This is a genomic window from Celeribacter sp. SCSIO 80838, from assembly GCF_056498065.1.
In genome coordinates this window covers 3,594,553-3,616,225 of sequence record NZ_JAZKMA010000001.1, presented here as the reverse complement: position 1 = coordinate 3,616,225, position 21,673 = coordinate 3,594,553, and the positions used below count along the sequence as shown (strand labels likewise).

Genomic DNA, 21,673 nt, shown 5'->3' with positions numbered 1-21,673 from the left:
GCATTTCGGTCTTGGCCCGGCGTGTTCAAAGCTGTAGCAAAGGCCAAAGCTTCAAAAAAGGGACCGTCAATGTCCGAAATTCGACAGGCTTTCGAGCACCCCGAGGCCCGTGCTCTGGCCACATCCGATGCCGCTCCGCTGGATCGTATTTCGCTCCGCGACCATGTGGTCGATGTGGAGATCGGCGCGTTTCAGGCCGAACGCGGGGTGCGCCAGCGCGTGTCCTTCAATATCGTGGTGGAGTTGACACCGGTCACCGGGCCGATCGATGACGACGTCGACCGGATACTGTCCTATGACCGGTTGACGGAGGCGATTCATACGGAGCTTGCCGCCGAGCGCCTGAACCTCTTGGAAACCCTTGCCGAACGGATTGCCGAGCGTATCCTGACCGAACCGCGCGCCTTTCGCGTCTTCGTTCGGGTCGAAAAGCTCGACCGCGGCCCCGGTGCTCTGGGTGTCGAGATCGTGCGCAGCGCCGATCAGATCGGGCGCGCCGTGGCGATGGACGCCCCGGTGCCGCATCCGCTGATCGTGCATCTCGGACCGGAGGCTTTGGCGAGTGCGCAGCTCACCGCATGGATCGATGCGCTCGAGGCCGATCCGCGTCCGGTGATCCTGACCGTGGGGCTGCCCGGGGGCGATTGGCCGAAAGCGGCGCATAAGGCGGCGCAGCGACGGATCGACCTTTTGGCGATGGAACAGAATGCCTGGGTTCTGGCCGGGCGCGATGCGCGATGTGTGGTGCGCGCCACCCGCACGGAACTCGATTGGGCGATGAAACACGATCAGATCTCGGTCTGGGCACCGTCGAAAATGGTGCTCGATGCGGTGCATGGGCCGAAAGGTGGTATCGGGGAGATGGTCGCGTGGCTGGCGCAAGAGTTGTCGGCGACTAAGGTGGTGAGCCTTGGACCCCTTGAGATCGAGGGCGTGGAGATCCGCGATCCCGACGCGGACGTGGAGCTGTCCTGAGATGGCGCAAGCCTGGTACGACCGCCCGATTCCGAGCTGCGATCCGGCGAGACCCGAAGGTGCTTTGATACTGGCGGGGGGCTGGTGCTGGTTCAGCCATGTCGAACGGTTGCGCCGGGACGCTCTGCCGGAGATTCTGCCGGTGTCCGAGCTGTCGGACGAGGCCCGTTCGCGCCTCACCGCCCCGCGGGGTCCGCTGGCCGGTCTCGATCTGGGCGTGCCTTCGGTGATGAGCATTCTCAACGTCACGCCCGACAGTTTTTCCGATGGCGGCAAGTTTAACCGTCCCGAGGCGGCTTTGGCGCAGGTGCAGGAGATGATTTCGGCAGGGGTCGAGATCATCGACATCGGCGGCGAAAGCACCCGGCCCGGCGCGGATTACGTTCCGGTTGAGGAGGAGGTTGCCCGCACCGCCCCGGTGATTGAGGCGATCCGGGCGCAAAGCGCTGTGCCGATCTCCATCGATACGCGAAAAGCCCCCGTGGCCGGGGCGGCTTTGAAAGCTGGCGCGAGCCTTGTGAATGACGTCTACGCCTTTACCCACGACCCCGATCTGGCGCGGATCACGGCGGAGGCGGGGGCGCCGGTCTGCCTCATGCATGCGCAGGGCGATCCCGAAGTGATGCAGGACGCGCCGCAGTACGACAACGTGTTGCTCGACGTCTACGATTTCCTTGAGGCCCGCATCCGTGTGGCCGAGGCGGCGGGCATCCCGCGCGGGCAGATCCTCGTCGATCCGGGCATCGGTTTCGGCAAGACGGTGGCGCATAATCTGGCGCTTTTGGAACGCATTTCGCTGTTCCATGGTCTGGGTTGCGGCATCCTTTTGGGCGTCTCGCGCAAAGGATTTATCGGCAAGATCGGCAAGGCTCCCGTGGCGCAGGACCGTGCGCCGGGGACGATTGCGGTGACGCTCTCGGCTCTCGGGCAAGGCGTTCAGATCCACCGGGTGCATGATTTTAAAGAGACGAAACAGGCGCTTGCCCTCTGGCAGGCGGCGACAGGGACGGGGGGAAGCCATGACGCGTAAATTCTTTGGCACGGATGGGGTGCGCGGGCGCGCCAACAGCCATCCGATGACCGCCGAAATGGCGCTGAAACTCGGGGCCGCTGCCGGGCGTTATTTCCGCCGGGGCAGCGGGCGTGAGCACAGGGTGGTGATCGGCAAGGACACGCGTCTGTCGGGCTATATGTTCGAAACGGCGATGACGGCGGGGTTCACCTCGACGGGCATGAACGTGTTCCTGCTCGGGCCGGTGCCGACGCCTGCGGTCGGGATGCTGACCACCTCGATGCGCGCGGATGTGGGCGTGATGATTTCCGCCTCGCACAACCCGGCCGAGGACAATGGCATCAAGTTTTTCGGCCCCGACGGGTTCAAGCTTTCGGACGAGGCAGAAAGCGAGATCGAGCGGCTGATGGAAGAGGGCGTCGAACCGGCGCAGGCCGACAATATCGGGCGTGCCAAACGCATTGACGACGGGCGGTTCCGCTATAACGAACGGGTGAAATCGACCCTGCCGCGCGGTATGAGCCTTCAGGGGCTGAAAGTGGTGATCGACTGTGCCCATGGCGCGGCTTATCGCACCGCGCCCGAGGTGCTTTGGGAACTGGGGGCGGAGGTGATCCCCGTCGGCACCGCACCGAATGGCAAGAATATCAACGATCATTGCGGTTCGACCTATGTGCAGACCGCCGCCGAGGCCGTGGTGGCCCATGGCGCCGATGTCGGCATCTGCCTCGATGGCGATGCGGACCGGGTGATGATCCTGGACGAGCGCGGGCAGGTGGCCGATGGCGATCAGCTCATGGGGCTGATGGCGAAAACCTGGGCCGATCAGGGACGGCTTGCGGGCGGGGCTCTGGTCGCGACCGTGATGTCGAACCTTGGGCTCGAACGATTTCTGGAGGCCGAAGGACTGCGGCTTGAACGCACCGCCGTCGGTGACCGCTATGTGGTCGAGCGCATGCGTGCGGGCGGGTTCAACCTTGGGGGTGAGCAATCCGGCCATATCGTGATGACCGATTACGCGACCACGGGGGATGGCTTGCTTGCGGGGCTTCAGTTCCTCGCCGCCATGGTGGAGAGCGGTCGCAAGGCCTCTGAACTGGCGCAGGTCTTCGAGCCGGTGCCGCAGTTGTTGAAGAATGTGCGCTATGCGACCGGGCAGACGCCTCTGGAGGAGGCAGAGGTCAAGGCGGCGATTGCCGATGCCGAGGCCAAACTGAGCGGAAACGGTCGCTTGCTCATTCGCAAATCCGGCACCGAGCCGCTGATCCGGGTGATGGCGGAAAGTGTCGATGAGGCGGTTCTGAACGCAGCGGTGGACTCTGTCGTCGAAGCGGTGCAGGCCGCGACGCAATAAGCGGTCATGTTCGAAAAAGACAAGAAAGGCGGCATAAGAGGCCGCCTTTTTCATGAGATGACAGGGTTCGTACGTGTTTATCGCCCGATCGGGATGATGAACCCGGTCGAAATCACGCCGTAGAGCCCATCGTCATAGCCGGTCGCGGCATTGAGGAAGACAGATTTGTAGTTCACCTGTAGAGAGGGGGCGAAGCCCGTGTAGCCCTCGCCGAAGGAGTGGATATAGGCCCCGACGATCCCGGCCTGCGCCTGCGGGCCGATGTCCCACATTTTCGCGGCGGACAGATGCAGAGAGGTGTCCGAGCGGCTGTCGCGATAGGCGCCGAAGGTGTAGTTCAGCCCATAGGCGCGCTCGGCCCAAGTGAACATCAGGCCGGGGTTGAATTCGTTGAAATCGTCACCGTCCTCCTCGCCCCAGTCGCCGTAATGATGCGAGGCAAGAGGGAGGACAGCGTAATCGGGAGCCAGATCGCCTGCGACGGCGGGGCTGGTCATCAGGAACAAGGCGGCAAGGAGCGGTTTGATCTGCATCGGTCTCGTGGATTTGATGTGTGTCTTGGCCTTTTGTACGAAGACCGGACCCGAATTAAGGCCCTGTTAAGGCATTTAGGAGATCAGGACCCGCCGGTGAAGGGCGTATAGGCCAGAGACATGGCGGCGTTCATCAGGGTCCAGATCACGCCTGCGATCTTCCACCCCTTGCCCGCGTCACCTTTGGGCTTGGCGAGCCAGACTGCGCGGGCGACGAACAGCAGGTAGATGCCGAACAGAGCAAAGACCACAGGGATCAGCCCGTAAAGCGGCGGGATCGCGATCAGAAGCACATAGACGGGCACGAAAAACAGCGCGGCCAGGTAATTGCCTGCCCAGAACGTGTCGCCCAGACCCTCACGACCCGCCAGAAGGCTTTTCCAGAAGCCGAGCGTGAACATGCGGGCGCGTTCTGCCTCGATCTCGCTCTCATTGGCAGGGGTGAGATCGGCGGGGATATGGTCGTCGTGTTCGGGTGTGGTCATCGCAATCTCCTTTGGCTCATCTGGTCACGATTGCCTGCGCGCCGCAAGTCAACGCCGCGCAAAAAGACGTTTCACCACCGGCCATTGCGAGATCGCCACGCCTCCGAGGATCAGCGTCAAGGCGATGATCAGAGAGGGCGGCAGCGGTTCGCCCAGAAGTTTCGACCCCAGGACGACGGACCAGACCGGGACCTGATAATTCACCAGCGTCATGAAGGTCGGCCCGGCGGAGCGGATGACCAGCACGCGCAACTGGTTCATCGCGGCGGTGGAGATCACGCCGAGGAAAATGAGCGCGACAAAGGCTTTGAGCGGCGGCAGACCGGGCAGGCCTTCGGCCATGAGAGAGAACGGCAGGGTGATCAGCGCGCCGCTGGCCATCATGATCGTGGTCAGCGCGGTGGAATTGATCGGCGGCAGGCGACGAATGGTGATCGAGTTGAGCGCATAGCACAGCGCCACCGTGAGACAGGCCATGCGCCCCCAGAATTCGAGATCGGCACCGGAACTGTGCAGCGCATCCTGCCCGACCAGAAGGAAGACGCCGAGAAAGCCGAGCGCGACGCCGATCACGGAACGGATTGTCAGCCGTTCTCCGGCCACCATGAAATGCGCCATGGGAAGGACCACCAGCGGCACGGCGGCCATGGAGGTGCCCGCAAAGCCGGAGGTGACATATTGCTGTCCCCAGTTCAGAAGCAGAAACGGTACGCCGGAGGAAATCGCTCCGGCCCAGATCAGTGCCAGCGGATGCGGCGGATTTTTCGGGTCCGTACCCATTTTGAACCCGTCCACACCCCAGAACGCCGCCATGACAATCGCCGCAATGGCAAGGCGGAAGGTGGCGAGCCAGAAGGGCGAGATGCCGGTGAGGGCGATCTCGATCACCATGAAGGTGGAGCCCCAGACAAAGCCGAGGATGCCGACCATGATCCATGAGGCGGGGGTGATATTGGGGAGCGGAGATGTCATCGGTCTTCGTAAGGCGAGGTGGAGGGAATGCCGTCGTGGGTTGTGTAGCTGCGCGAGGTCACTTCGGAGGTGCCCGGCGCGCGGGCGAAAGTCAGGATGCGGTCGTGATCCGGGTAGGTGACTGTATCTCTCGCAGAGCGCGTGCCGATCACCAGATAGCGGGCCTCGTCCGGGCCGTCATTGCGCAGGCAATGACCCGCAGCGACACCGGCCCTGAAGGTCGCCGCCTCTCCTGCGCTCAGCGGATAGGTGTCGTCGTCCTCGGTGACGATGACCTCGCCGGAGACCATATAGACCATCTCATCTTCGCCTTCATGCCAGTGCTTGAGCGAAGAGCTCGACCCCGGAGGCAGGATTTCGAGAAACGCGCCGAATTGCGTCAACCCACCGCTGTCGCTGAACAAAAGCGCCTCATAGGGGCCGCAGGCGAGGGAACTGCCGCGGTCTTTCTGAGCGGTGTCTGGGGTGACTTTCGGCATGGCGACCTCTTTGACATGAAAAAGCCCCGACGCATGCGCCGGGGCTTTCGTCTCGGATGCAGTAGCGCTTAGTTGCGCGATTTGTCCACCATTTTGCCTTTGGTGATCCACGGCATCATGCCACGCAGTTTGGCACCGGTTTCCTCGATGAGGTGCTCGTCGTTGGCACGACGCGAGGCTTTGATGGTCGGCTGGCCGACGGCGTTTTCAAGCATGAAGTCACGCACGAATTTGCCGGCCTGGATGTCGGAGAGAACCTCTTTCATCGCTTTCTTGGTCTGCTCGTAGGGCAGGATGCGCGGGCCGGTGACGTATTGACCGTATTCGGCGGTGTTGGAGATGGAGTAATCCATGTTCGCGATGCCGCCTTCGTAGATCAGGTCCACGATCAGTTTCACTTCGTGCAGACATTCGAAATAGGCCATTTCCGGTGCGTAACCGGCTTCGACCAGGGTTTCGAACCCGCAACGGATCAGTTCGACGAGACCGCCGCAGAGCACGGCCTGTTCGCCGAAGAGGTCGGTTTCGCACTCTTCGCGGAAGTTGGTTTCGATGATGCCGGAGCGGCCGCCACCGATGGCGGAGCAATAGGACAGACCGATCTCAAGCGCTTTGCCGGTGGCGTCGGTGTTCACGGCCACGAGGCAGGGCACGCCGCCGCCTTTGGTGTATTCGCCGCGCACGGTGTGACCCGGGCCTTTCGGCGCCATCATGATCACGTCGACGCCCGGTTTCGGCTCGATCAGGCCGAAATGCACGTTCAGACCGTGCGCGAAGGCGATCGCGGAGCCTTCTTTGAGGTTGTCGTGGACGTATTTCTTGTAGGTCTCGGCCTGAAGTTCGTCGGGCATGGTGAACATGATCACGTCACACCAGGCAGCGGCTTCGGCGATGCCCATCACGGTGAGGCCTTCGGCTTCGGCTTTCTTCGCGGAGGGGGAGCCTTCACGCAGTGCGACGACAAGGTTTTTCGCACCGGAATCGCGCAGGTTCAGCGCGTGGGCGTGGCCTTGCGAGCCGTAGCCCAGAATGGCGACTTTCTTGTCTTTGATGATGTTCACATCGCAATCGCGATCGTAATAGACGCGCATTTTGCATCCCTTCTGTTTTTGTTTCGAGGGGAAAATACGCTATATTTTCCAAAATTGAATGCATAATGATGTTATTTTTTAATTTTATAGCCTTATTAATTCCAGTTTTTTATATTTGTGAATTAATCATGCTTTGGACATAAGCTTCATGGGGCATGCGCGTGTCATGCTCTGATCTCTGCGCTTTACAGAGCGGCAGGAGATTCAGCAAACCGGCCTGAAAGTTGGCCTGAGTGCCGCCGCTTCGAAGCGGCTGATTTCCGGGCGGCACAGGGCGGGGGCGTCGGGGAGATCGTCGCCAAAAATCATGCGCAATTCGGTACGGGCCGCCGCATCGAGCGCCTCCATGGCCATAGGGCCCGTGAACAGGCTTTCGGTTGCGATGCCTTCGGCAAAGATGACCTCATGTTCGCTGAGCAAAAGGTGGAAATATGTGACCTCCTGGCAGGGCGCGTGGCGGATGGTAGAGCCATTCACCAAGGCCTTGGCCGCGACAAAAACAGAGTCTCCGCCAAAATGAAGTTCAATTTCAGCGCCTTGCAGGAGAAAGCGATGGTTGGGGGAGACGCGGATGGGGGTGTGGTTGCCAAGCGCGCCTGCTTCGATCTGGACGGGGGCAAGCGCGTCGCGCCCGTTCACGAGGCTGCGCCCGATCCACAAAATGGGACGGGGACCGTAATCCAGTGTCGTGACGAGATCGCCAATTCTGAGATGTTGAATCGGCACGTCGCCATTTGGGGTGTTGATCCGCGTTCCGGCCGCAAAACAGGGAATGCTGGGAGATGGGTCGAGATCCGGGCCCGTTGAGGTGTAGGTGGAATTGCCCTGAATATAGGTGAGCGTCACACCCGCTGGCGGTTGCGCGCCGTCAAAGGCGACTCCGACAATCGTTGTGTCATAGCCTTCGGTGATCGAGATGCCGACCAGTGTGTATATGTTGCCGTCTGACCCCAAAAGTTCGACGCTGTATTCGCTTTCGACTGTGACGGGCGAGTCGCTTGACCATCTGACAGTGCTGTCGCTTGGAGAATATGTCGTGCCGTTCAGCGTCACTTCGTCGGTCAGTGTCTGATCTGTGACGTTGCTGCCCGAGTAGGGGTCATCCTGCAAAAGGCCGTCTTCGTCTTCATAGGTGATGGCCGTTGTGCTGTCGGGCAATGTCAGCACGAGATCGTTGGGGTTTTCCCAGCTGAAGGCATCGCCCCAGAGGGCGTTTTCAAGCACCCCGGAAACGGACGTGCCGCTTGTGGTGCTTACGGAGATCGCACTGACCTCGTAAACATATAGTGTTGTCGCACTCATGCCTGCACTCAATATTGTTATGCCTTAAGGCGTTTTTCTGAAAATTAACATGGATTTACCGTTTTGCGCAGCCCTTGCACCGTGCTTTCGGAGACTGCGCTGATTTTGCCACGGTGTTCAGGGCGGGATGAGGCTTGGGCGCATGATTTTTATGTAAATTCGGGCATTCTGTATTTATTATGCGGGAAAGCCCATATTTTTGGTGATTTCATGGTGGATGACACGGATCGACGCCTGTTGAGGCAATTGCAAGCGGCACCGGACGCGCCGGTCGCGCTTTTGGCGGAGCGTGCGGGTATGACTCAGTCCACCTATATCCGGCGCCTCGAACGGTTGCGCCAGAGCGGTGTGGTGCAGGCGATCCGCGAAGAGGTCGACTGGCGCGCCATGGGCTATGCGGTGGAGGTCAGTCTGAGGATCACGCTCGACAAGACCGAGCCGCGCGCCTTTGACGAATTCATTCAGGCGGCGCGTGAGGTGCCGGAGGTGATCAACATTGGCACTTTCCTCGGTCGGGTCGATGCGCGGCTTCTGGTGATCGCGCGCACCATGGCGGATTATCAGCGAATTTATCGCGACAAGATCCTCACCCTGCCGCATATGACCGACATCGAGGCACTGATGCAGGTGGCGACGATCAAGGACAGCCAGTCGGTGCCGCTATGATCGATTTGGACGAGATCGACCGCAAGATTGTGCGGGCGCTGTGCGAGGATGCGACGCAATCTGCGGGGGCGCTGGGACGGGAACTGGGGCTTAGCCAACCGGCGACATGGCGACGGATCAAGAGGTTGCGCGAGTTGGGCGTGTTCGGGCCGCGTCGGGTGGACCTTGATCTTGAGGCGCTGGGCTTTGGTGTGACGGTGTTTCTTGGCGTTAAACTCGCCACCAAAGGGCGGGTCAGTCTTGAGGATTTCGAACGTGCCGTGCGCGCGATCCCCGAAGTTCAGACCGTGCAGCACGTTTTGGGCCTGTTCGATTACCGCCTGCGGGTGGTGGCGCAGGATCTGCCCGATTTCGAGCGGGTGCTCAGACGTCGGATCATGACCCTGCCGGGGGTGGGGAATGTGGAGGCCAATGTGCTGCTCTCCGAGGAGCGCCGTCCGGGACCACTTTAGGAAACGCAGCTGCACAGCAATGGTTCCATCACTTTGATTTTACAAAACCTGCCGACTGAATCGGCGCTCTCGTGCGTTTGTGCTTCAAAGACAATGACAAGCCAGGAGACTCCAAATGTCGCACAGCCATGACCATGGGTTCAAACATGACCTCCCGAAACTGCTGGGACGCCGCCGCTTTCTGAGCGTGATGGGCGGCTTGGGGCTGGCCTCCGCCTCCGGTCTTCCGGCGGTCGCGCTCGAATGTATCGCGCTGCCTTGGGAAACGCAGGGGCCCTATCCGGCGGACGGGTCCAACAGCAAGAACGGTCAGGTCGTCAACGTGCTCGAACAGGAAGGCATCCTGCGCACCGATATCACGACCTCTTTCGGCGATTACGAAGGCGATGTCGAAGGCGTGCCGCTCGAACTTGAGCTGGTGCTTCAGAACCACGACGGGTGCACCCCGCTTGAGGGCTACGCGATTTACATCTGGCATTGCGATGGTGAGGGGAAATACTCCCTCTACGATTATACCGATGTCAACTGGCTGCGTGGTCTTGGGGTGGCCGATGCCGAGGGCAAGGTGACATTCACCACCATCGTGCCGGGCTGTTACCCGTCGCGCTGGCCGCATATCCATTTCGAAGTGTTCGAGAGTGCCGAGGCCGCCGTGGCAGGGAAAAATTCCGTTCTGACCGCCCAGATCGCGATCCCGGAAGATCAGGCGCGTCTGGTCTATGAGGCCGACAATTACGACGACAGCACAGTGAACCTGAACAACAACTCGATCTCGGGTGATAACGTGTTCGGTGACAACTCGGAAGATGAGATCATGCAACAGACCCTGTCGATGAAAGGCAGCGTGTCCGAGGGCTATTATGGCTCCGTGGTGATCCCGGTTGATTTCACCGCCGAGCGTGTGGTCGATACGCCGCCGTCGATGCCGGGCGAGATGAACGGTGACATGCCGCCGATGCCGCCGCAGGACCTTTGATCAAACAGAAAGGGCGCTTCCGGGCGCCCTTTTTTCATCCCTGATGTGGAATTTTCTCCGGCGGAAGATCCGCATAGCCGGTGATCATCGGCGTCACGAGGTTCTCGCCCTTGCGCTTCTTGTACCAGAAGATCGCAGCGATATGGCCCAGAACCATGATCAGCAGCAGGAAGGACAGCGGTTCGTGATAGGACAACGCTTTGCGCGCGGTCTCGATCGACACATATTGCGCCAGAGGGCCGACGTTGATGTAATCTTCGGGGTCCGAAAGCATGCCGGTCAGAACCTGCATGGCCAGCACGATCAACACGCCGACGACGAACAATGCGCCGACCGGGTTGTGCCCATAGCTGCGCGAGGGCGTCGCGGAGGAGAGTGTCCGGGCATAGGCGATGACCTTGCCCGGACCTTTGACGAATGTGGCGAAACGTGCGGTGTAAAAGCCGAAAAAGCCCCAGAGAATGCGCAAAGCCACGATCACGGCCACGCTGTAGCCCGCGTAGAAATGCAGGGTCATCTGATCCGGACCGAATTTCCCAAGCCCGAAGGCCGTGAAAAACGCGATCACCAAGGCCCAGTGCAGCACACGCACCACCGGGTCCCAGACATAAGTCTTTTCAAGCTGTTGCGTCATGTTTCGCCCCGCCCCGATCAGAAATCGGCAGCGCGATAGTCGTCGTGGCAGGCCTTGCAGGTGCCGCCCAGTTTGCCGACCGCCGGTTTCAGTGCGTCGAGGCCTGTGCCGGCGACGTCGTTGAGTTCGACGACGGCTTGGTAGAAGGCCATGCCTTTTTCCTGAACGCCGGCCATGTCGGACCAGATCGCGGCCTTGGCGCGGGTTTCGCCCGGCAGGTCCTCGTTCGAGGTGCCCGGCACATAGAGATCGGCGGTGTGATAGCCAGTGAGCGTCAGGATGTCCTTGGCGGACTGGCTGGCGGTTTCGGCGTCATAGTCGATCTTGCCCTGAGTCATGCCGCCCAGAGTGGCCATTTCATAGCCGACAAGCGTGTAGAAGGCGCGACGGGCCTTTGCCACGTCAGAGGGCGCCTGCGCGACGGCGCCGGTTGCGGCGGTGGCCGCGATCACGGTGGAAATGAGAAGTTTACGCATTGGATAGGGGTCCCTGTCTGGTCACAAAATAAAAAGCGTACAATCCGCACGATGGCAGAGATCATGTCACAGCATTGCGTAATTTGAATGTGACAATCTATCCTTAGCGCTCGGGAGGGGCTCCAAAAGCGGGTCAACTTTTTGTTATGATTGAAAATGTTTGCGCAAACACAGACTGTTTGCGCAAACGAAGCGGGGTGCCGACGGTCAGGCGGAAAGAATCCGGCTGACCATCTCGGTGGTGTCGCGCGACAGGTTCGGAGTGGCCAGAATACGCTCCAGTTCGGTGCGGATCATGCCTTGCCGGTCGGCGTCGTAGCGTTTCCATGTCTCGAAAGCGCCACTCATCCGGGCGGTGATTTGCGGGTTCAGGGAATCGAGGCTAATCAGTTGATCCGCAAGCAATTTATAGGCTGCGCCACTGGCGTGGTGGAACCCGGCGTGGTTCGCGGACAGCGCCCCGAAGACCGCACGGAAGCGGTTCGGGTTCTTGTTGGTGAAGGCCGGATGGTGGCTTAGCGCCTCGGCCAGCTCGGCGGCCTTGTCCGGGGCGGCGGAAGCGACCTGCATGGTGAACCATTTGTCCATCACGAGACGGTCGTCTTTCCATTGCGTTTCAAAGGCTTGCAGCTCACTCGTGCCCAGCCCGGCGGAGAGGAGCGCCTGAAGGGCTCCGGCCTGTTCGGTCATGTTGTCGGCCTGCGCAAAGAGCGATGTCGCGGCGGCGCCACCGTCCAGAAGCGCCAGATAGGACAGGGCGGCAAGGCTCAGAGACCGACGACCGGAGCCTTCGGCATCCGGCGTGAACGTGCCGGGTTCCGTCGGTCGGAACAGCGTCGGCAAAGCGTCGGACAAGTGTCGGGCAACGGTGTGGCGCAGGCTTTCGCGCGCGGCGTAGATTTTCTGCGGATCGGGGGTGATGCCCGCGTCGAACAGGGTCTGCGCCAGATCGTCCTGAGACGGCAGGCCAAAGACCAGCGCACGGAACGCGGGGTCCTGCGTCTCGTCGGTGACCACCGCCCGGATCGCGTCGAGATAGGCCGGGGCGGGGGCCGCATCGCGGACAATCATTGCGATCAGCGTGTCCTTGGCGAGCATCCGGCCCATTTCCCATGTCTGGAACGGGTCGGTGTCATGCGCGAGAAGGAAGGCGCGGGTGGCGTCGTCAATCTCGCGTTCCAGAATCACCGGCGCGGAGAAATCGCGCAGCACGGAGGCCACGGGACGCGCCCCCAGCCCCTCGAAGGTGAAACTCTGTTCGGCCTCGGTCATTTCGAGCACGGTCGTCGGCACCACCTCGTCGCCATTTGGGCCGATGAGGCCGACGGAGATCGGGATCACCTGCGGTTTTTTGGCGGTCTGACCGGGCGTCGGCGGCGTGGTTTGGGTGAAATTCAGCGTCAGTGCGCCGTCCTCCCACGTCTCGCTCATTTTCAGGCGCGGTGTGCCCGCTTGCGAATACCATTGTTTGAATTGTGCAAGATCACGACCCGTCACCTCTTCGAAGGACGCCAGCCAATCCTCGATGGTCACGGCCTCGCCGTCGTGGCGGTCGAAATAGAGATCGCAGCCCTTGCGATAGGCCTCGTCACCAATAAGGCGACGCAGCATGCCGATGATCTCCGCACCCTTCTCATAGACGGTTGCGGTGTAGAAATTGTTGATCTCGACAAAGCTTTCGGGGCGCACCGGATGGGCCAGCGGGCCGTTGTCTTCACGGAACTGGCGGGCGCGCAAAATCATAACCTCTTCAATGCGTTTCACCGCATGAGAGCGCATGTCGCCGGAGAACATCTGGTCGCGGTAGACCGTCAGACCTTCCTTGAGGCAGAGCTGAAACCAGTCGCGACAGGTGATGCGGTTGCCGGTCCAGTTGTGGAAATACTCATGCGCGATGATGCCTTCGATCCGCTCGAAATTCGCATCGGTCGAGGTCGTTTGCGAGGCCAGCACACAGGAGGAGTTGAAAATGTTCAGCCCCTTGTTCTCCATCGCGCCCATGTTGAAGTCATCGACGGCCACGATGTTGAAAATGTCCAAATCGTATTCGCGCCCGTAGGTGTCCTCATCCCATTTCATCGACTTTTTGAGGGCCTCCATGCCGAAGGCGCATTTGTCTTCGTCGCCGGGGCGCACCCAGATGTTCAGCTCGACCTCTTTGCCGGATTTTGTGGTGAAACTGTCGGGATGGTTGATCAGCTCGCCTGCCACGAGGGCGAAGAGATAGGAGGGTTTCGGCCATGGATCGTGCCAGACAGCGACCCCGTCGCCGCGCTCCACCGGGTTGCCGTTCGACAAGAGCACGGGCTGGTCGCCCTCGATCCGCACCGTGAAGACCGCCATCACATCGGGGCGGTCGGGGTAGAAGGTGATCTTGCGAAACCCTTCGGCCTCGCATTGGGTCGAATACATGCCGTTCGACATGTAAAGCCCTTCGAGCGCGGTGTTGGTTTCGGGGCTGATCTCGACTTCGGCTTCCCAGACGAAGGGCGTGTCCGGCACGTCGGCCTCAAGGCCGCCCTCGACAAGGCGGGGCGTGATCGGGGTGCCGTCGATGGTGGCGGAGATCAGGTTGAGTTGTTCGCCGTGGAGGAAAAACCGTTTGTCCGAAGCCTCCGGGTCAGGCGTGAAGGCGATTTTCGAGATCACCCGCGTGGCGGTCGGATGCAGCCGGAAGGTCAGATCGACACTGTCGATGCGATAGCCGAACGGGGTGTAATCCTTGAGGTAAACGGTTTGGGGGGCGGCATCTTTCATCGGGCGACTCTTTCTGACTTCGATGCGGGGAAGGTAGGCCGCGCAGATCGGGGCTGCAACGTCCGTCGCGGGAATTTGCACGACGGTTGTGCAGGGAGGCCTGCGGAGCCGGGCGGTGTTTGGCTTGTTTCCGATAGGAAACCCGTTAGTCTGGCGCCGAAATCCTTCAAATTCAGGTGATTCCCATATGACGCGCGTCGACAAATCCGGCCTGATGGTCGCCCAAGAGCTTGCCCAATTCATCGAGACCGAGGCTCTGCCGGGTACGGGCGTGACGGCGGAGGCGTTCTGGGACGGTCTGGCGGGGATGGTGCGCGATCTTGGGCCGAAGAACCGGGCGCTGTTGGAAAAGCGCGAGGAGATTCAGGCGAAGATCGACGACTGGCATCTGACCCGCAAGGGGCAGGACCATGACGCGGCGGCCTATACGGCGTTCCTGAAAGAGATCGGCTATCTGGTGCCCGAGGGGCCGGATTTCGAGATCGAGACCACGAAGATCGACCCGGAATTCGCGACCAAACCGGGGCCGCAGCTTGTGGTGCCGATCACCAATGCGCGTTACGCTTTGAACGCGGCGAACGCCCGTTGGGGATCTTTGTACGATGCGCTTTACGGCACGGATGCGCTGGGCGATTTGCCGTCTGGTAAGGGCTATGATGCGGCGCGCGGCGCGCGGGTGATCGCCTGGGCCAAGGCGCATCTGGATGCGGTTGCGCCGCTGGCGGGGGGCTCTTGGGCGGATGTGACGGGGCTGACCGTCAAGGGCGAGCTTTTGCTTGTGGAGGGCGCGATGGGCGAGACGGGGCTGGCCGATCCGGCGCAGTTTGCGGGATCGAGCGCGGGCCATGTTCTGTTGCAAAAGAACGGGCTTTATATCGACATCGTGATCGACCCTTCGACGCCCGTGGGGGCGCAGGACAAGGCGGGGATTTCCGATATTCTCGTGGAGGCCGCAGTCTCCGCCATCATGGATTGCGAAGATTCCGTCGCGGCCGTCGATGCCGAGGAAAAGGTTGGGGCTTATCGCAACTGGTTGGGCCTGATGAAGGGCGATCTGACCGAAGAGGTTGCGAAGGGCGGCAAGACATTTACCCGCGCGCTTCATGGCGACCGGGCGTTCACCGCGCCGGACGGGACGGAGATCACGCTTCAGGGCCGTGCCATGATGTTGGTGCGCAATGTCGGGCATCTGATGACCAACCCGGCGATCATCGACCCGGAAGGGTATGAGATCGGCGAGGGGATCATGGATGCGCTCGTCACCGTGACGATCGCGCTGCACGATCTGCAAAAGACCAGTGGTCCGCGGAATTCGGTCGAAGGGTCGGTTTACGTTGTGAAGCCGAAGATGCACGGGCCGGACGAGGTGGCTTTTGCGGATGAGATCTTCAGCCGGGTCGAGGCGATCCTTGGGCTGGAGGCGAATACCGTCAAGCTCGGCATCATGGACGAGGAGCGCCGGACCTCGGTGAACCTCAAGGAATGTATCCGGGCGGCGAAACATCGCGTGGCGTTCATCAACACCGGGTTCCTCGATCGGACCGGCGACGAGATCCATACCTCGATGGAAGCCGGGCCGATGATCCGCAAGGGCGAGATGAAGGATCAGCCGTGGATCAAGAGCTATGAGGAGCGCAATGTCGATATTGGGCTGGCCTGTGGTCTGAAGGGGCGCGCGCAGATCGGTAAGGGCATGTGGGCCATGCCGGACCTGATGCAGGCGATGCTGGCGGCCAAGATCGCGCATCCGAAAGCGGGCGCGACCACGGCCTGGGTGCCCAGCCCCACGGCGGCGACACTGCACGCGACGCATTATCATAAGGTCGATGTCTTTGCCGTGCAGGGCGAGATCGCGAAAGGCGGCGCGCGTGGCACGCTTGAGGATCTTTTGACCATTCCAGTCGCCAAAGGCGTCAACTGGTCCGACGACGAAATCACCGCCGAGATCGAGAACAACGCGCAGGGCATCCTTGGCTATGTGGTGCGCTGGGTCGATCAGGGTGTCGGCTGTTCGAAAGTGCCGGACATTCACGACGTGGGTCTGATGGAAGACCGCGCCACCTGCCGGATTTCCTCGCAAGGCCTCGCCAACTGGCTGCACCATGGCGTCGTCTCCGAGGGGCAGGTCATGGCTGCGATGCAGAAAATGGCCGCCGTCGTGGACCGTCAGAACGCGGGCGATCCGCTCTATGTGCCGATGGCGCCGTCGTTTGATACAATCGCGTTCAAGGCGGCTTGCGATCTGGTGTTCAAGGGCCGGGTGCAGCCCTCGGGCTACACGGAACCGGTGCTTCATGCGCGGCGTCTGGAACTGAAAGCGCAGGCCTGAAAAGCACAGGTCTGAAAAGCTCTGTCTTGAATTCTGAGAAAATGGAAAGGGCGGCGCGGGGAGCCGCCCTTTCCAACTCTTGGATCAGTGCGCGTGGGCCGGGGCCGGTTTGACAAGCGTGGTGATCTGATAGAGCGCGCTCAGCCCCACAAGGGCGTAGACGATGCGCGAGAGCGCGGACATTTCGCCGAAAATGGCCGCGACGAGGTCGAAGCCGAACAGGCCGACGAGACCCCAGTTGAGGCCGCCGACGATCAGCAGCACGCGGGTCAGGATATTCAGTGCAGTCATGGTGGTTTCTCCTAGGATACAGGGATTGAGTGCGGCCGCAGGGGCCGGAGGATCACATGTCCGACGGCAGGATCACCTTGTCGATCACGTGAATGACGCCATTGTCGGCGGCCACATCCGCCGCGATCACGGTGGCGTCGTTGATCATCACCTTGCCCTCCATGGTCTTGATCATGACGTCGCCGCCCTCGACCGTCGTGGCGCTGTCGAGCTTGACCACGTCACCGCTCATGACTTTGCCGGGCACGACATGATAGGTCAGGATCTGCACAAGCTTGTCCTTGTTCTCGGGCATAAGCAGCGTTTCGAGTGTGCCCTCGGGCAGGGCGGCGAAGGCGGCATCGGTCGGGGCGAAGACGGTGAACGGGCCGTCGCCTTTGAGCGTCTCGACAAGGCCCGCTTCGGTGAGCGCGGTGGCCAAGGTGGTGAAATCGCCTGCCGCGACGGCGGTGTCGACGATGTCATCGGCGAAGGCCGGGGCGGAGAAGCCCAGAGACAGGCCCAGCGACAGGGCGGTCAGGGCGGTGGCAAAGGTGCGTTTCGGGGTCGGCATGTTTTCCTCCTAAAGTCGTCCCGCACAGTGTGACGGGGCTGTGTTTTTCGATGATTTTATTTTGGTGCAAAGTATTTTTCACAACATGCACATTTGCGTGATGATATAAACTTTATATCTGTGGTAAAAATTATCTGCTAAGGTCGACACCGCAGGTCAAACAAACACGACTTTGGGGGGCGCGTATGCTGTCCGACACACTGACGGAAAACCTCGAACAGTATCGAATCGGGGAAAAGATCAACCGGTTGCGCCGGGAAAAGGGGCTCGGATTGACCCAGCTCGGCGCGCATACCGGCCTGTCCGCCGGGATGTTGTCCCGGCTGGAGCGCGGGCAGGCGGTGCCGACCCTGCCGACGCTCATGCGCATTGCGCTTGTGTTCGGCGTCGGGCTGGATCACTTCTTTGCCGATCCCGCTCAGGCGCCGGTCTGCGCGGTGGTTCCGAAAAGCGATAGGATCGCGATGCGGGTCGAGATCGGCGAGAAGCTGTCGCATCTGTTCGAAAGCCTCGATTACCCGGTGCGCAATGCGCCGCTCTCGGCCTACACGGCAGAATTTCCGCCCGGCGGCCCGGCCAGTGCGCCGCATCGTCATCCGGGAATGGAGCTTTTGTTTGTGCTCGAAGGTCGGCTCGGATTGACCGTTCACGGTCGACGCCACACGCTCGGACCCGAAGACGCCATGTGTTTCGAGGCGGATCATGATCATTTCTATGAGAATTTGGGCGAAATCCCGGCGCGGGTGATCGTTGCGGTGGCGAAATGATTGCGCAGCGCCCCTGTGCAGGGGAACACATGTGCGCGGCTTTTCTCCTGCTTCGATTCTCCTTAGAGTAAGAAAAAAAGGATGCAGAGGCGTTATGACCAGACCCATCGTTGGTATCATCGGCAATTCGAACCTGCTGGACGGCAGCTACCCGGCCTTCACCGGCGGGCGGATGAATGCCGAGGCGGTGTCCGATGTGGCGGGCTGCATGCCGCTTCTGATCCCGCCGCACCCGGGCTTTGTGTCTATCGAGGAGCTGATGGCGGCCTGTGACGGGTTCGTCTTCACCGGCGGGCGCCCGAATGTGCACCCGGAGGAATATGGCGAAGAGGAAACCGCGGCGCATGGGGCGTTCGACCGCTGCCGCGATGCGGTGACCCTGCCGCTGATCCGGGCCTGTGTCGAGAAAGGCCAACCGATCTTCGGCATCTGCCGCGGGTTTCAGGAGGTCAATGTCGCCATGGGTGGCACGCTTTACCCGGAGATTCGCGAATTGCCGGGGCGGATGAACCACCGGATGCCGCCGGAGGGGACTTTGGAGGAGAAATTCGCCCTGCGCCACCCGGTGAAGTTTTCGAAAGGCGGGGTGTTCGAGGCGCTTTTGGGCGCGGACGAGGTGATGACCAACACACTCCATGGTCAGGGGATCAAGAAACCCGGCGCGCGCATCGTGATCGACGGCTATGCGCCGGATGGCACGCCGGAGGCGATCTATGTGAAAGACGCGCCGGGGTTCACTTTGGCGGTGCAATGGCACCCGGAATATCGCGCCGGTGAAGATCCGGTGTCACGCCCGTTGTTCGAAGCGTTCGGCAAGGCGGTGCATGCCTTTGCCGAGGCGCGGCGCAAGAAGGTGGCGGAAGAGGCCTAAGGCGCGGCGGGCTTACAGCCGTTTTTCCATCCGGAAGTTTTCGATCCCGACCGACTGGTGCGTCGCGGTATGGCGGATCACGGTCTGGCGCGCCACCACGCGCCAGCCGCGTTTTTCAAAAAACCGGCGCGCCAGATGCGACGCCTCGGTGTCCATCTGCGTGAGCCCAAGACGTCGGGCCTCCGCTTCGCAGGCCTCATAGAGTTTGAGCGCGGTGCCCTTGCCCATTTCTTCGAGCGCGACATAGGCGAAGTCGATATGCCCGTCATGGCCCATGGTGAAAAAGCCGACGATCCGACCCCATCGGGTGGCGCAGATCGCATAGCCTTCGGTCAGGCGGTCGGGCCAGCTTTCAGGGGCATGCTCACGGGGCGGGGCCCAGGCGGCGCGTTGCTCCGCATCGTAGAACGCGCCTGTGCCGCCATGGATGGTGCGATGAAACAGCGCATAGCAGGCGTCGGCATCTTTTCTTTGCACAGGGCGCAGTTTCACGACATTTTCCTCGCCTGAACGGTTTCGGTTCAGTAGGTCTTTTCACGGCTGTGCGAAAAAGGCGATGCGTTTGCGATGAAATATCTCGATTATCCGCCGATCTGGTTGCTGGGCTTCATGGGGCTGACATGGGGAGGGGCGCAGATCGGGCTGAGGGTTGCGCCGCCGCTCTGGTTGAAGGCCCTGGGCGGGGCGTTGATCGCGCTCGGGCTGGGGCTCATGGTGGCGGCGGTTTTTGCGATGTGGCGGCATCATACCACCGTGGTGCCGCATCGCATTCCCTCCGAGATTGTCACCGACGGGATTTACCGCCTGACACGAAACCCGATTTACCTTGGCGATGCCTTTACACTTGCTGGCTTTGCTTTACTGTTCGGCAGCCCGGCAGGGGTGGTTTTTGTTCCCGTCTTTATGGCGGTGATACAGAGGCGGTTCATTGTCGAGGAAGAAACATGGCTCAGGACGAAATTTTCGGAGGAGTTTCAAACCTGGGCGGAGAAGACACGGCGCTGGCTGTGACCTCCCGTCACAGTTTCGGTTATGTTTGCGCAATAATGTTGCTCTGCATTGCCGCGATTGGGTAAGGAAGGTGCCAAGAATGAAGACTGGGGAAAAAGAGGACATACACGTTGAAATTCGGTGTTCCTAAGGAAGTGTTCGAGGGGGAGGCGCGTGTTGCGCTGACGCCCGAGAGCGCCAAGCAATTGCAAAAGCTTGGCTATGACTGCGCAATCGAAGCCGGGGCGGGTGCCGCCGCCGGGTTCTCGGACAAGGCCTATGCAGAGGCGGGTGTCGAGGTGATCGAGGGGGCGAAAGCGCTCTGGGACGCCTGTGACATCGTCGCCAAGGTGCGCCAGCCGGACGAGACCGAGATGGGCTATCTGCGCGAAGGCCAGACGCTCATTTCGTTCTTCAACCCGGGCGGCAATGCCGAGGGCATGGAAAAGGCGAAAGAGACGGGTGCGAACGTCATCGCCATGGAAATGGTCCCGCGGATTTCGCGCGCGCAGAAGATGGACGCTCTGTCGTCGATGGCGAACATCGCGGGCTATCGTGCCGTGATCGAGGCGGGCAACAACTTTGGCCGGTTCTTCACCGGTCAGGTGACCGCTGCCGGTAAGGTGCCGCCCGCCAAGGTGCTGATCGTCGGCGCCGGTGTGGCCGGTCTCGCCGCCATCGGCACCTCCACCTCTCTCGGTGCGATCACCTATGCGTTCGACGTCCGCCCGGAAGTGGCCGAACAGGTCGAATCCATGGGTGCCGAATTCGTCTATCTGGACTTCAAGGAAGAACAGCAGGACGGCGCGGCCACCGGTGGCTATGCCTCCGTGTCTTCCCCGGAGTTCCGCGAAGCCCAGCTTGCCAAGTTCCGCGAACTGGCCCCCGAGATGGACATCGTGATCACCACGGCCCTCATCCCGAACCGCGAAGCGCCGGAATTGTGGACCGAGGACATGGTGGCCGCGATGAAAACCGGCTCCGTGATCGTCGATCTTGCGGCGGAAAAAGGCGGCAACTGCAAGTTGACCGTCAAGGACGAGAAAATCGTCACCGAGAATGGCGTGACCATCATCGGCTATACCGATTTCCCGTCCCGCATGGCGACGCAGGCCTCGACGCTTTACGCGACGAACATCCGTCACATGATGTCCGATCTGACGCCGGAAAAAGACGGCAAGCTCGTGCACAACATGGAGGACGACGTGATCCGCGGCGCGACCGTGACCTACGATCACGCGATCACCTTCCCGCCGCCGCCGCCGAAAGTGGCTGCGATTGCCGCGAAACCGAAGGAAAAGGTCAAGGAACTGACGCCGGAGGAAAAACGTGCCGCAGAAGTGGCCGCGTTCAAGAAACAGACCCGCAATCAGGTGACGCTGATCGCCGTGGGGGCGATCCTGCTTCTGGGCGTGGGTCTTGTGGCACCTGCCTCCTTCATGCAGCACTTCATCGTCTTCGTGCTCTCGGTCTTCATCGGCTTCCAGGTGATCTGGAACGTGTCGCATTCGCTGCACACGCCCTTGATGGCGGTGACCAACGCGATCTCCTCGATCATCATTCTGGGGGCGCTGATGCAGATCGGCTCCGGCTCCTGGCTTGTGATCCTTCTCGCCGCGCTTTCGGTCTTTATGGCCGGGATCAACATCTTCGGCGGCTTCCTTGTCACGCGGCGCATGCTCGCCATGTTCCAGAAATCGTAAGGGAG

General features: G+C 61.0%; 23 protein-coding genes. 11 read left to right on the top strand and 12 right to left on the bottom strand.

Features of this window, described 5'->3' with window-relative positions:
• Positions 1 to 69 precede the first annotated feature (69 nt).
• From V1475_RS18135 to glmM, 3 genes are read left to right on the top strand one after another with little or no spacing between them, the layout of a single operon-like run.
• Positions 70 to 975 (top strand): dihydroneopterin aldolase, encoded by a 906-nt coding sequence (locus V1475_RS18135; protein ID WP_434286443.1) that lies wholly within the window; start codon positions 70 to 72, stop codon positions 973 to 975.
• 1 nt (position 976) lies between these two features.
• Positions 977 to 2,005 (top strand): dihydropteroate synthase, encoded by a 1,029-nt coding sequence (gene folP, locus V1475_RS18130; RefSeq protein ID WP_479413856.1) that lies wholly within the window; start codon positions 977 to 979, stop codon positions 2,003 to 2,005.
• A complete protein-coding gene (glmM, locus tag V1475_RS18125; RefSeq protein ID WP_479413855.1) occupies positions 1,995 to 3,341 on the top strand; it encodes a phosphoglucosamine mutase in 1,347 nt (448 codons plus the stop codon). Before folP ends, glmM begins: the two co-directional genes overlap by 11 nt.
• Positions 3,342 to 3,418: 77 nt before the next feature.
• Here the strand turns inward: glmM and V1475_RS18120 are convergent, their stop codons facing one another.
• The 6 genes from V1475_RS18120 to V1475_RS18095 all read right to left on the bottom strand — a co-directional run bounded on the left by V1475_RS18120 (position 3,419) and on the right by V1475_RS18095 (position 8,203).
• A complete protein-coding gene (locus V1475_RS18120; protein ID WP_434286446.1) occupies positions 3,419 to 3,874 on the bottom strand; it encodes a hypothetical protein in 456 nt (151 codons plus the stop codon).
• Positions 3,875 to 3,957: 83 nt separating this feature from the next.
• Positions 3,958 to 4,359: a hypothetical protein gene (locus V1475_RS18115; protein WP_066704220.1), complete on the bottom strand. Its 402-nt coding sequence runs from the start codon at positions 4,357 to 4,359 to the stop codon at positions 3,958 to 3,960.
• Positions 4,360 to 4,407: 48 nt separating this feature from the next.
• Positions 4,408 to 5,331, bottom strand: a complete 924-nt coding sequence (locus V1475_RS18110; protein ID WP_479413854.1) for a DMT family transporter — start codon at positions 5,329 to 5,331, stop codon at positions 4,408 to 4,410.
• Positions 5,328 to 5,810 carry a cupin domain-containing protein gene (locus tag V1475_RS18105; protein ID WP_479413853.1) on the bottom strand — a complete coding sequence of 161 codons (483 nt, stop codon included), beginning with the start codon at positions 5,808 to 5,810 and terminating at the stop codon, positions 5,328 to 5,330. The genes V1475_RS18110 and V1475_RS18105 overlap by 4 nt, the downstream gene beginning before the upstream one ends.
• Before the next feature lie 68 nt (positions 5,811 to 5,878).
• Positions 5,879 to 6,901, bottom strand: coding sequence for a ketol-acid reductoisomerase (ilvC, locus tag V1475_RS18100; protein ID WP_434286449.1), 1,023 nt, complete (start codon positions 6,899 to 6,901; stop codon positions 5,879 to 5,881).
• A gap of 204 nt (positions 6,902 to 7,105) precedes the next feature.
• Positions 7,106 to 8,203 (bottom strand): Hint domain-containing protein, encoded by a 1,098-nt coding sequence (locus V1475_RS18095; protein WP_479413852.1) that lies wholly within the window; start codon positions 8,201 to 8,203, stop codon positions 7,106 to 7,108.
• Positions 8,204 to 8,413: 210 nt separating this feature from the next.
• Here V1475_RS18095 and V1475_RS18090 point away from each other — a divergent pair, with 210 nt between their 5' ends.
• The 3 genes from V1475_RS18090 to V1475_RS18080 all read left to right on the top strand — a co-directional run bounded on the left by V1475_RS18090 (position 8,414) and on the right by V1475_RS18080 (position 10,297).
• On the top strand, positions 8,414 to 8,869 hold the full coding sequence (locus tag V1475_RS18090) for an Lrp/AsnC family transcriptional regulator (protein ID WP_434286452.1): 456 nt from the start codon (positions 8,414 to 8,416) through the stop codon (positions 8,867 to 8,869).
• Positions 8,866 to 9,321: an Lrp/AsnC family transcriptional regulator gene (locus tag V1475_RS18085; protein ID WP_434286454.1), complete on the top strand. Its 456-nt coding sequence runs from the start codon at positions 8,866 to 8,868 to the stop codon at positions 9,319 to 9,321. The genes V1475_RS18090 and V1475_RS18085 overlap by 4 nt, the downstream gene beginning before the upstream one ends.
• Before the next feature lie 115 nt (positions 9,322 to 9,436).
• Complete coding sequence (locus V1475_RS18080) at positions 9,437 to 10,297, top strand: dioxygenase family protein (protein ID WP_479413851.1); 861 nt, start codon at positions 9,437 to 9,439, stop codon at positions 10,295 to 10,297.
• 34 nt (positions 10,298 to 10,331) lie between these two features.
• Here the strand turns inward: V1475_RS18080 and V1475_RS18075 are convergent, their stop codons facing one another.
• The 3 genes from V1475_RS18075 to pepN all read right to left on the bottom strand — a co-directional run bounded on the left by V1475_RS18075 (position 10,332) and on the right by pepN (position 14,164).
• Positions 10,332 to 10,931, bottom strand: coding sequence for a cytochrome b/b6 domain-containing protein (locus tag V1475_RS18075; RefSeq protein WP_479413850.1), 600 nt, complete (start codon positions 10,929 to 10,931; stop codon positions 10,332 to 10,334).
• A gap of 17 nt (positions 10,932 to 10,948) precedes the next feature.
• Positions 10,949 to 11,407 (bottom strand): c-type cytochrome, encoded by a 459-nt coding sequence (locus V1475_RS18070; RefSeq protein ID WP_479413849.1) that lies wholly within the window; start codon positions 11,405 to 11,407, stop codon positions 10,949 to 10,951.
• Positions 11,408 to 11,614: 207 nt separating this feature from the next.
• Entirely contained in the window at positions 11,615 to 14,164 is a 2,550-nt protein-coding gene (gene pepN, locus V1475_RS18065; protein WP_479413848.1) for an aminopeptidase N, read from the bottom strand.
• 187 nt (positions 14,165 to 14,351) lie between these two features.
• Between pepN and V1475_RS18060 the strand changes: the two genes are divergently transcribed.
• Entirely contained in the window at positions 14,352 to 16,493 is a 2,142-nt protein-coding gene (locus V1475_RS18060; RefSeq protein WP_479413847.1) for a malate synthase G, read from the top strand.
• A gap of 84 nt (positions 16,494 to 16,577) precedes the next feature.
• Here the strand turns inward: V1475_RS18060 and V1475_RS18055 are convergent, their stop codons facing one another.
• Positions 16,578 to 16,784 carry a DUF378 domain-containing protein gene (locus V1475_RS18055; RefSeq protein ID WP_096805484.1) on the bottom strand — a complete coding sequence of 69 codons (207 nt, stop codon included), beginning with the start codon at positions 16,782 to 16,784 and terminating at the stop codon, positions 16,578 to 16,580.
• 52 nt (positions 16,785 to 16,836) lie between these two features.
• Positions 16,837 to 17,337: a fasciclin domain-containing protein gene (locus V1475_RS18050; protein WP_479413846.1), complete on the bottom strand. Its 501-nt coding sequence runs from the start codon at positions 17,335 to 17,337 to the stop codon at positions 16,837 to 16,839.
• 185 nt (positions 17,338 to 17,522) lie between these two features.
• Here V1475_RS18050 and V1475_RS18045 point away from each other — a divergent pair, with 185 nt between their 5' ends.
• A complete protein-coding gene (locus V1475_RS18045; protein ID WP_066704189.1) occupies positions 17,523 to 18,104 on the top strand; it encodes a helix-turn-helix domain-containing protein in 582 nt (193 codons plus the stop codon).
• Between the two features lie 94 nt (positions 18,105 to 18,198).
• Positions 18,199 to 18,975, top strand: coding sequence for a gamma-glutamyl-gamma-aminobutyrate hydrolase family protein (locus V1475_RS18040; RefSeq protein WP_434286463.1), 777 nt, complete (start codon positions 18,199 to 18,201; stop codon positions 18,973 to 18,975).
• A 12-nt stretch (positions 18,976 to 18,987) separates the two neighbouring features.
• On the opposite strand, the gene V1475_RS18035 is transcribed toward V1475_RS18040, so the two are convergent.
• Entirely contained in the window at positions 18,988 to 19,467 is a 480-nt protein-coding gene (locus tag V1475_RS18035) for an N-acetyltransferase family protein (protein ID WP_479413845.1), read from the bottom strand.
• A 75-nt stretch (positions 19,468 to 19,542) separates the two neighbouring features.
• Here V1475_RS18035 and V1475_RS18030 point away from each other — a divergent pair, with 75 nt between their 5' ends.
• Positions 19,543 to 19,986 (top strand): methyltransferase family protein, encoded by a 444-nt coding sequence (locus tag V1475_RS18030; RefSeq protein ID WP_434286467.1) that lies wholly within the window; start codon positions 19,543 to 19,545, stop codon positions 19,984 to 19,986.
• A 110-nt stretch (positions 19,987 to 20,096) separates the two neighbouring features.
• Positions 20,097 to 21,668 carry a Re/Si-specific NAD(P)(+) transhydrogenase subunit alpha gene (locus tag V1475_RS18025; protein ID WP_479413844.1) on the top strand — a complete coding sequence of 524 codons (1,572 nt, stop codon included), beginning with the start codon at positions 20,097 to 20,099 and terminating at the stop codon, positions 21,666 to 21,668.
• The last annotated feature ends 5 nt before the right edge of the window (positions 21,669 to 21,673 follow it).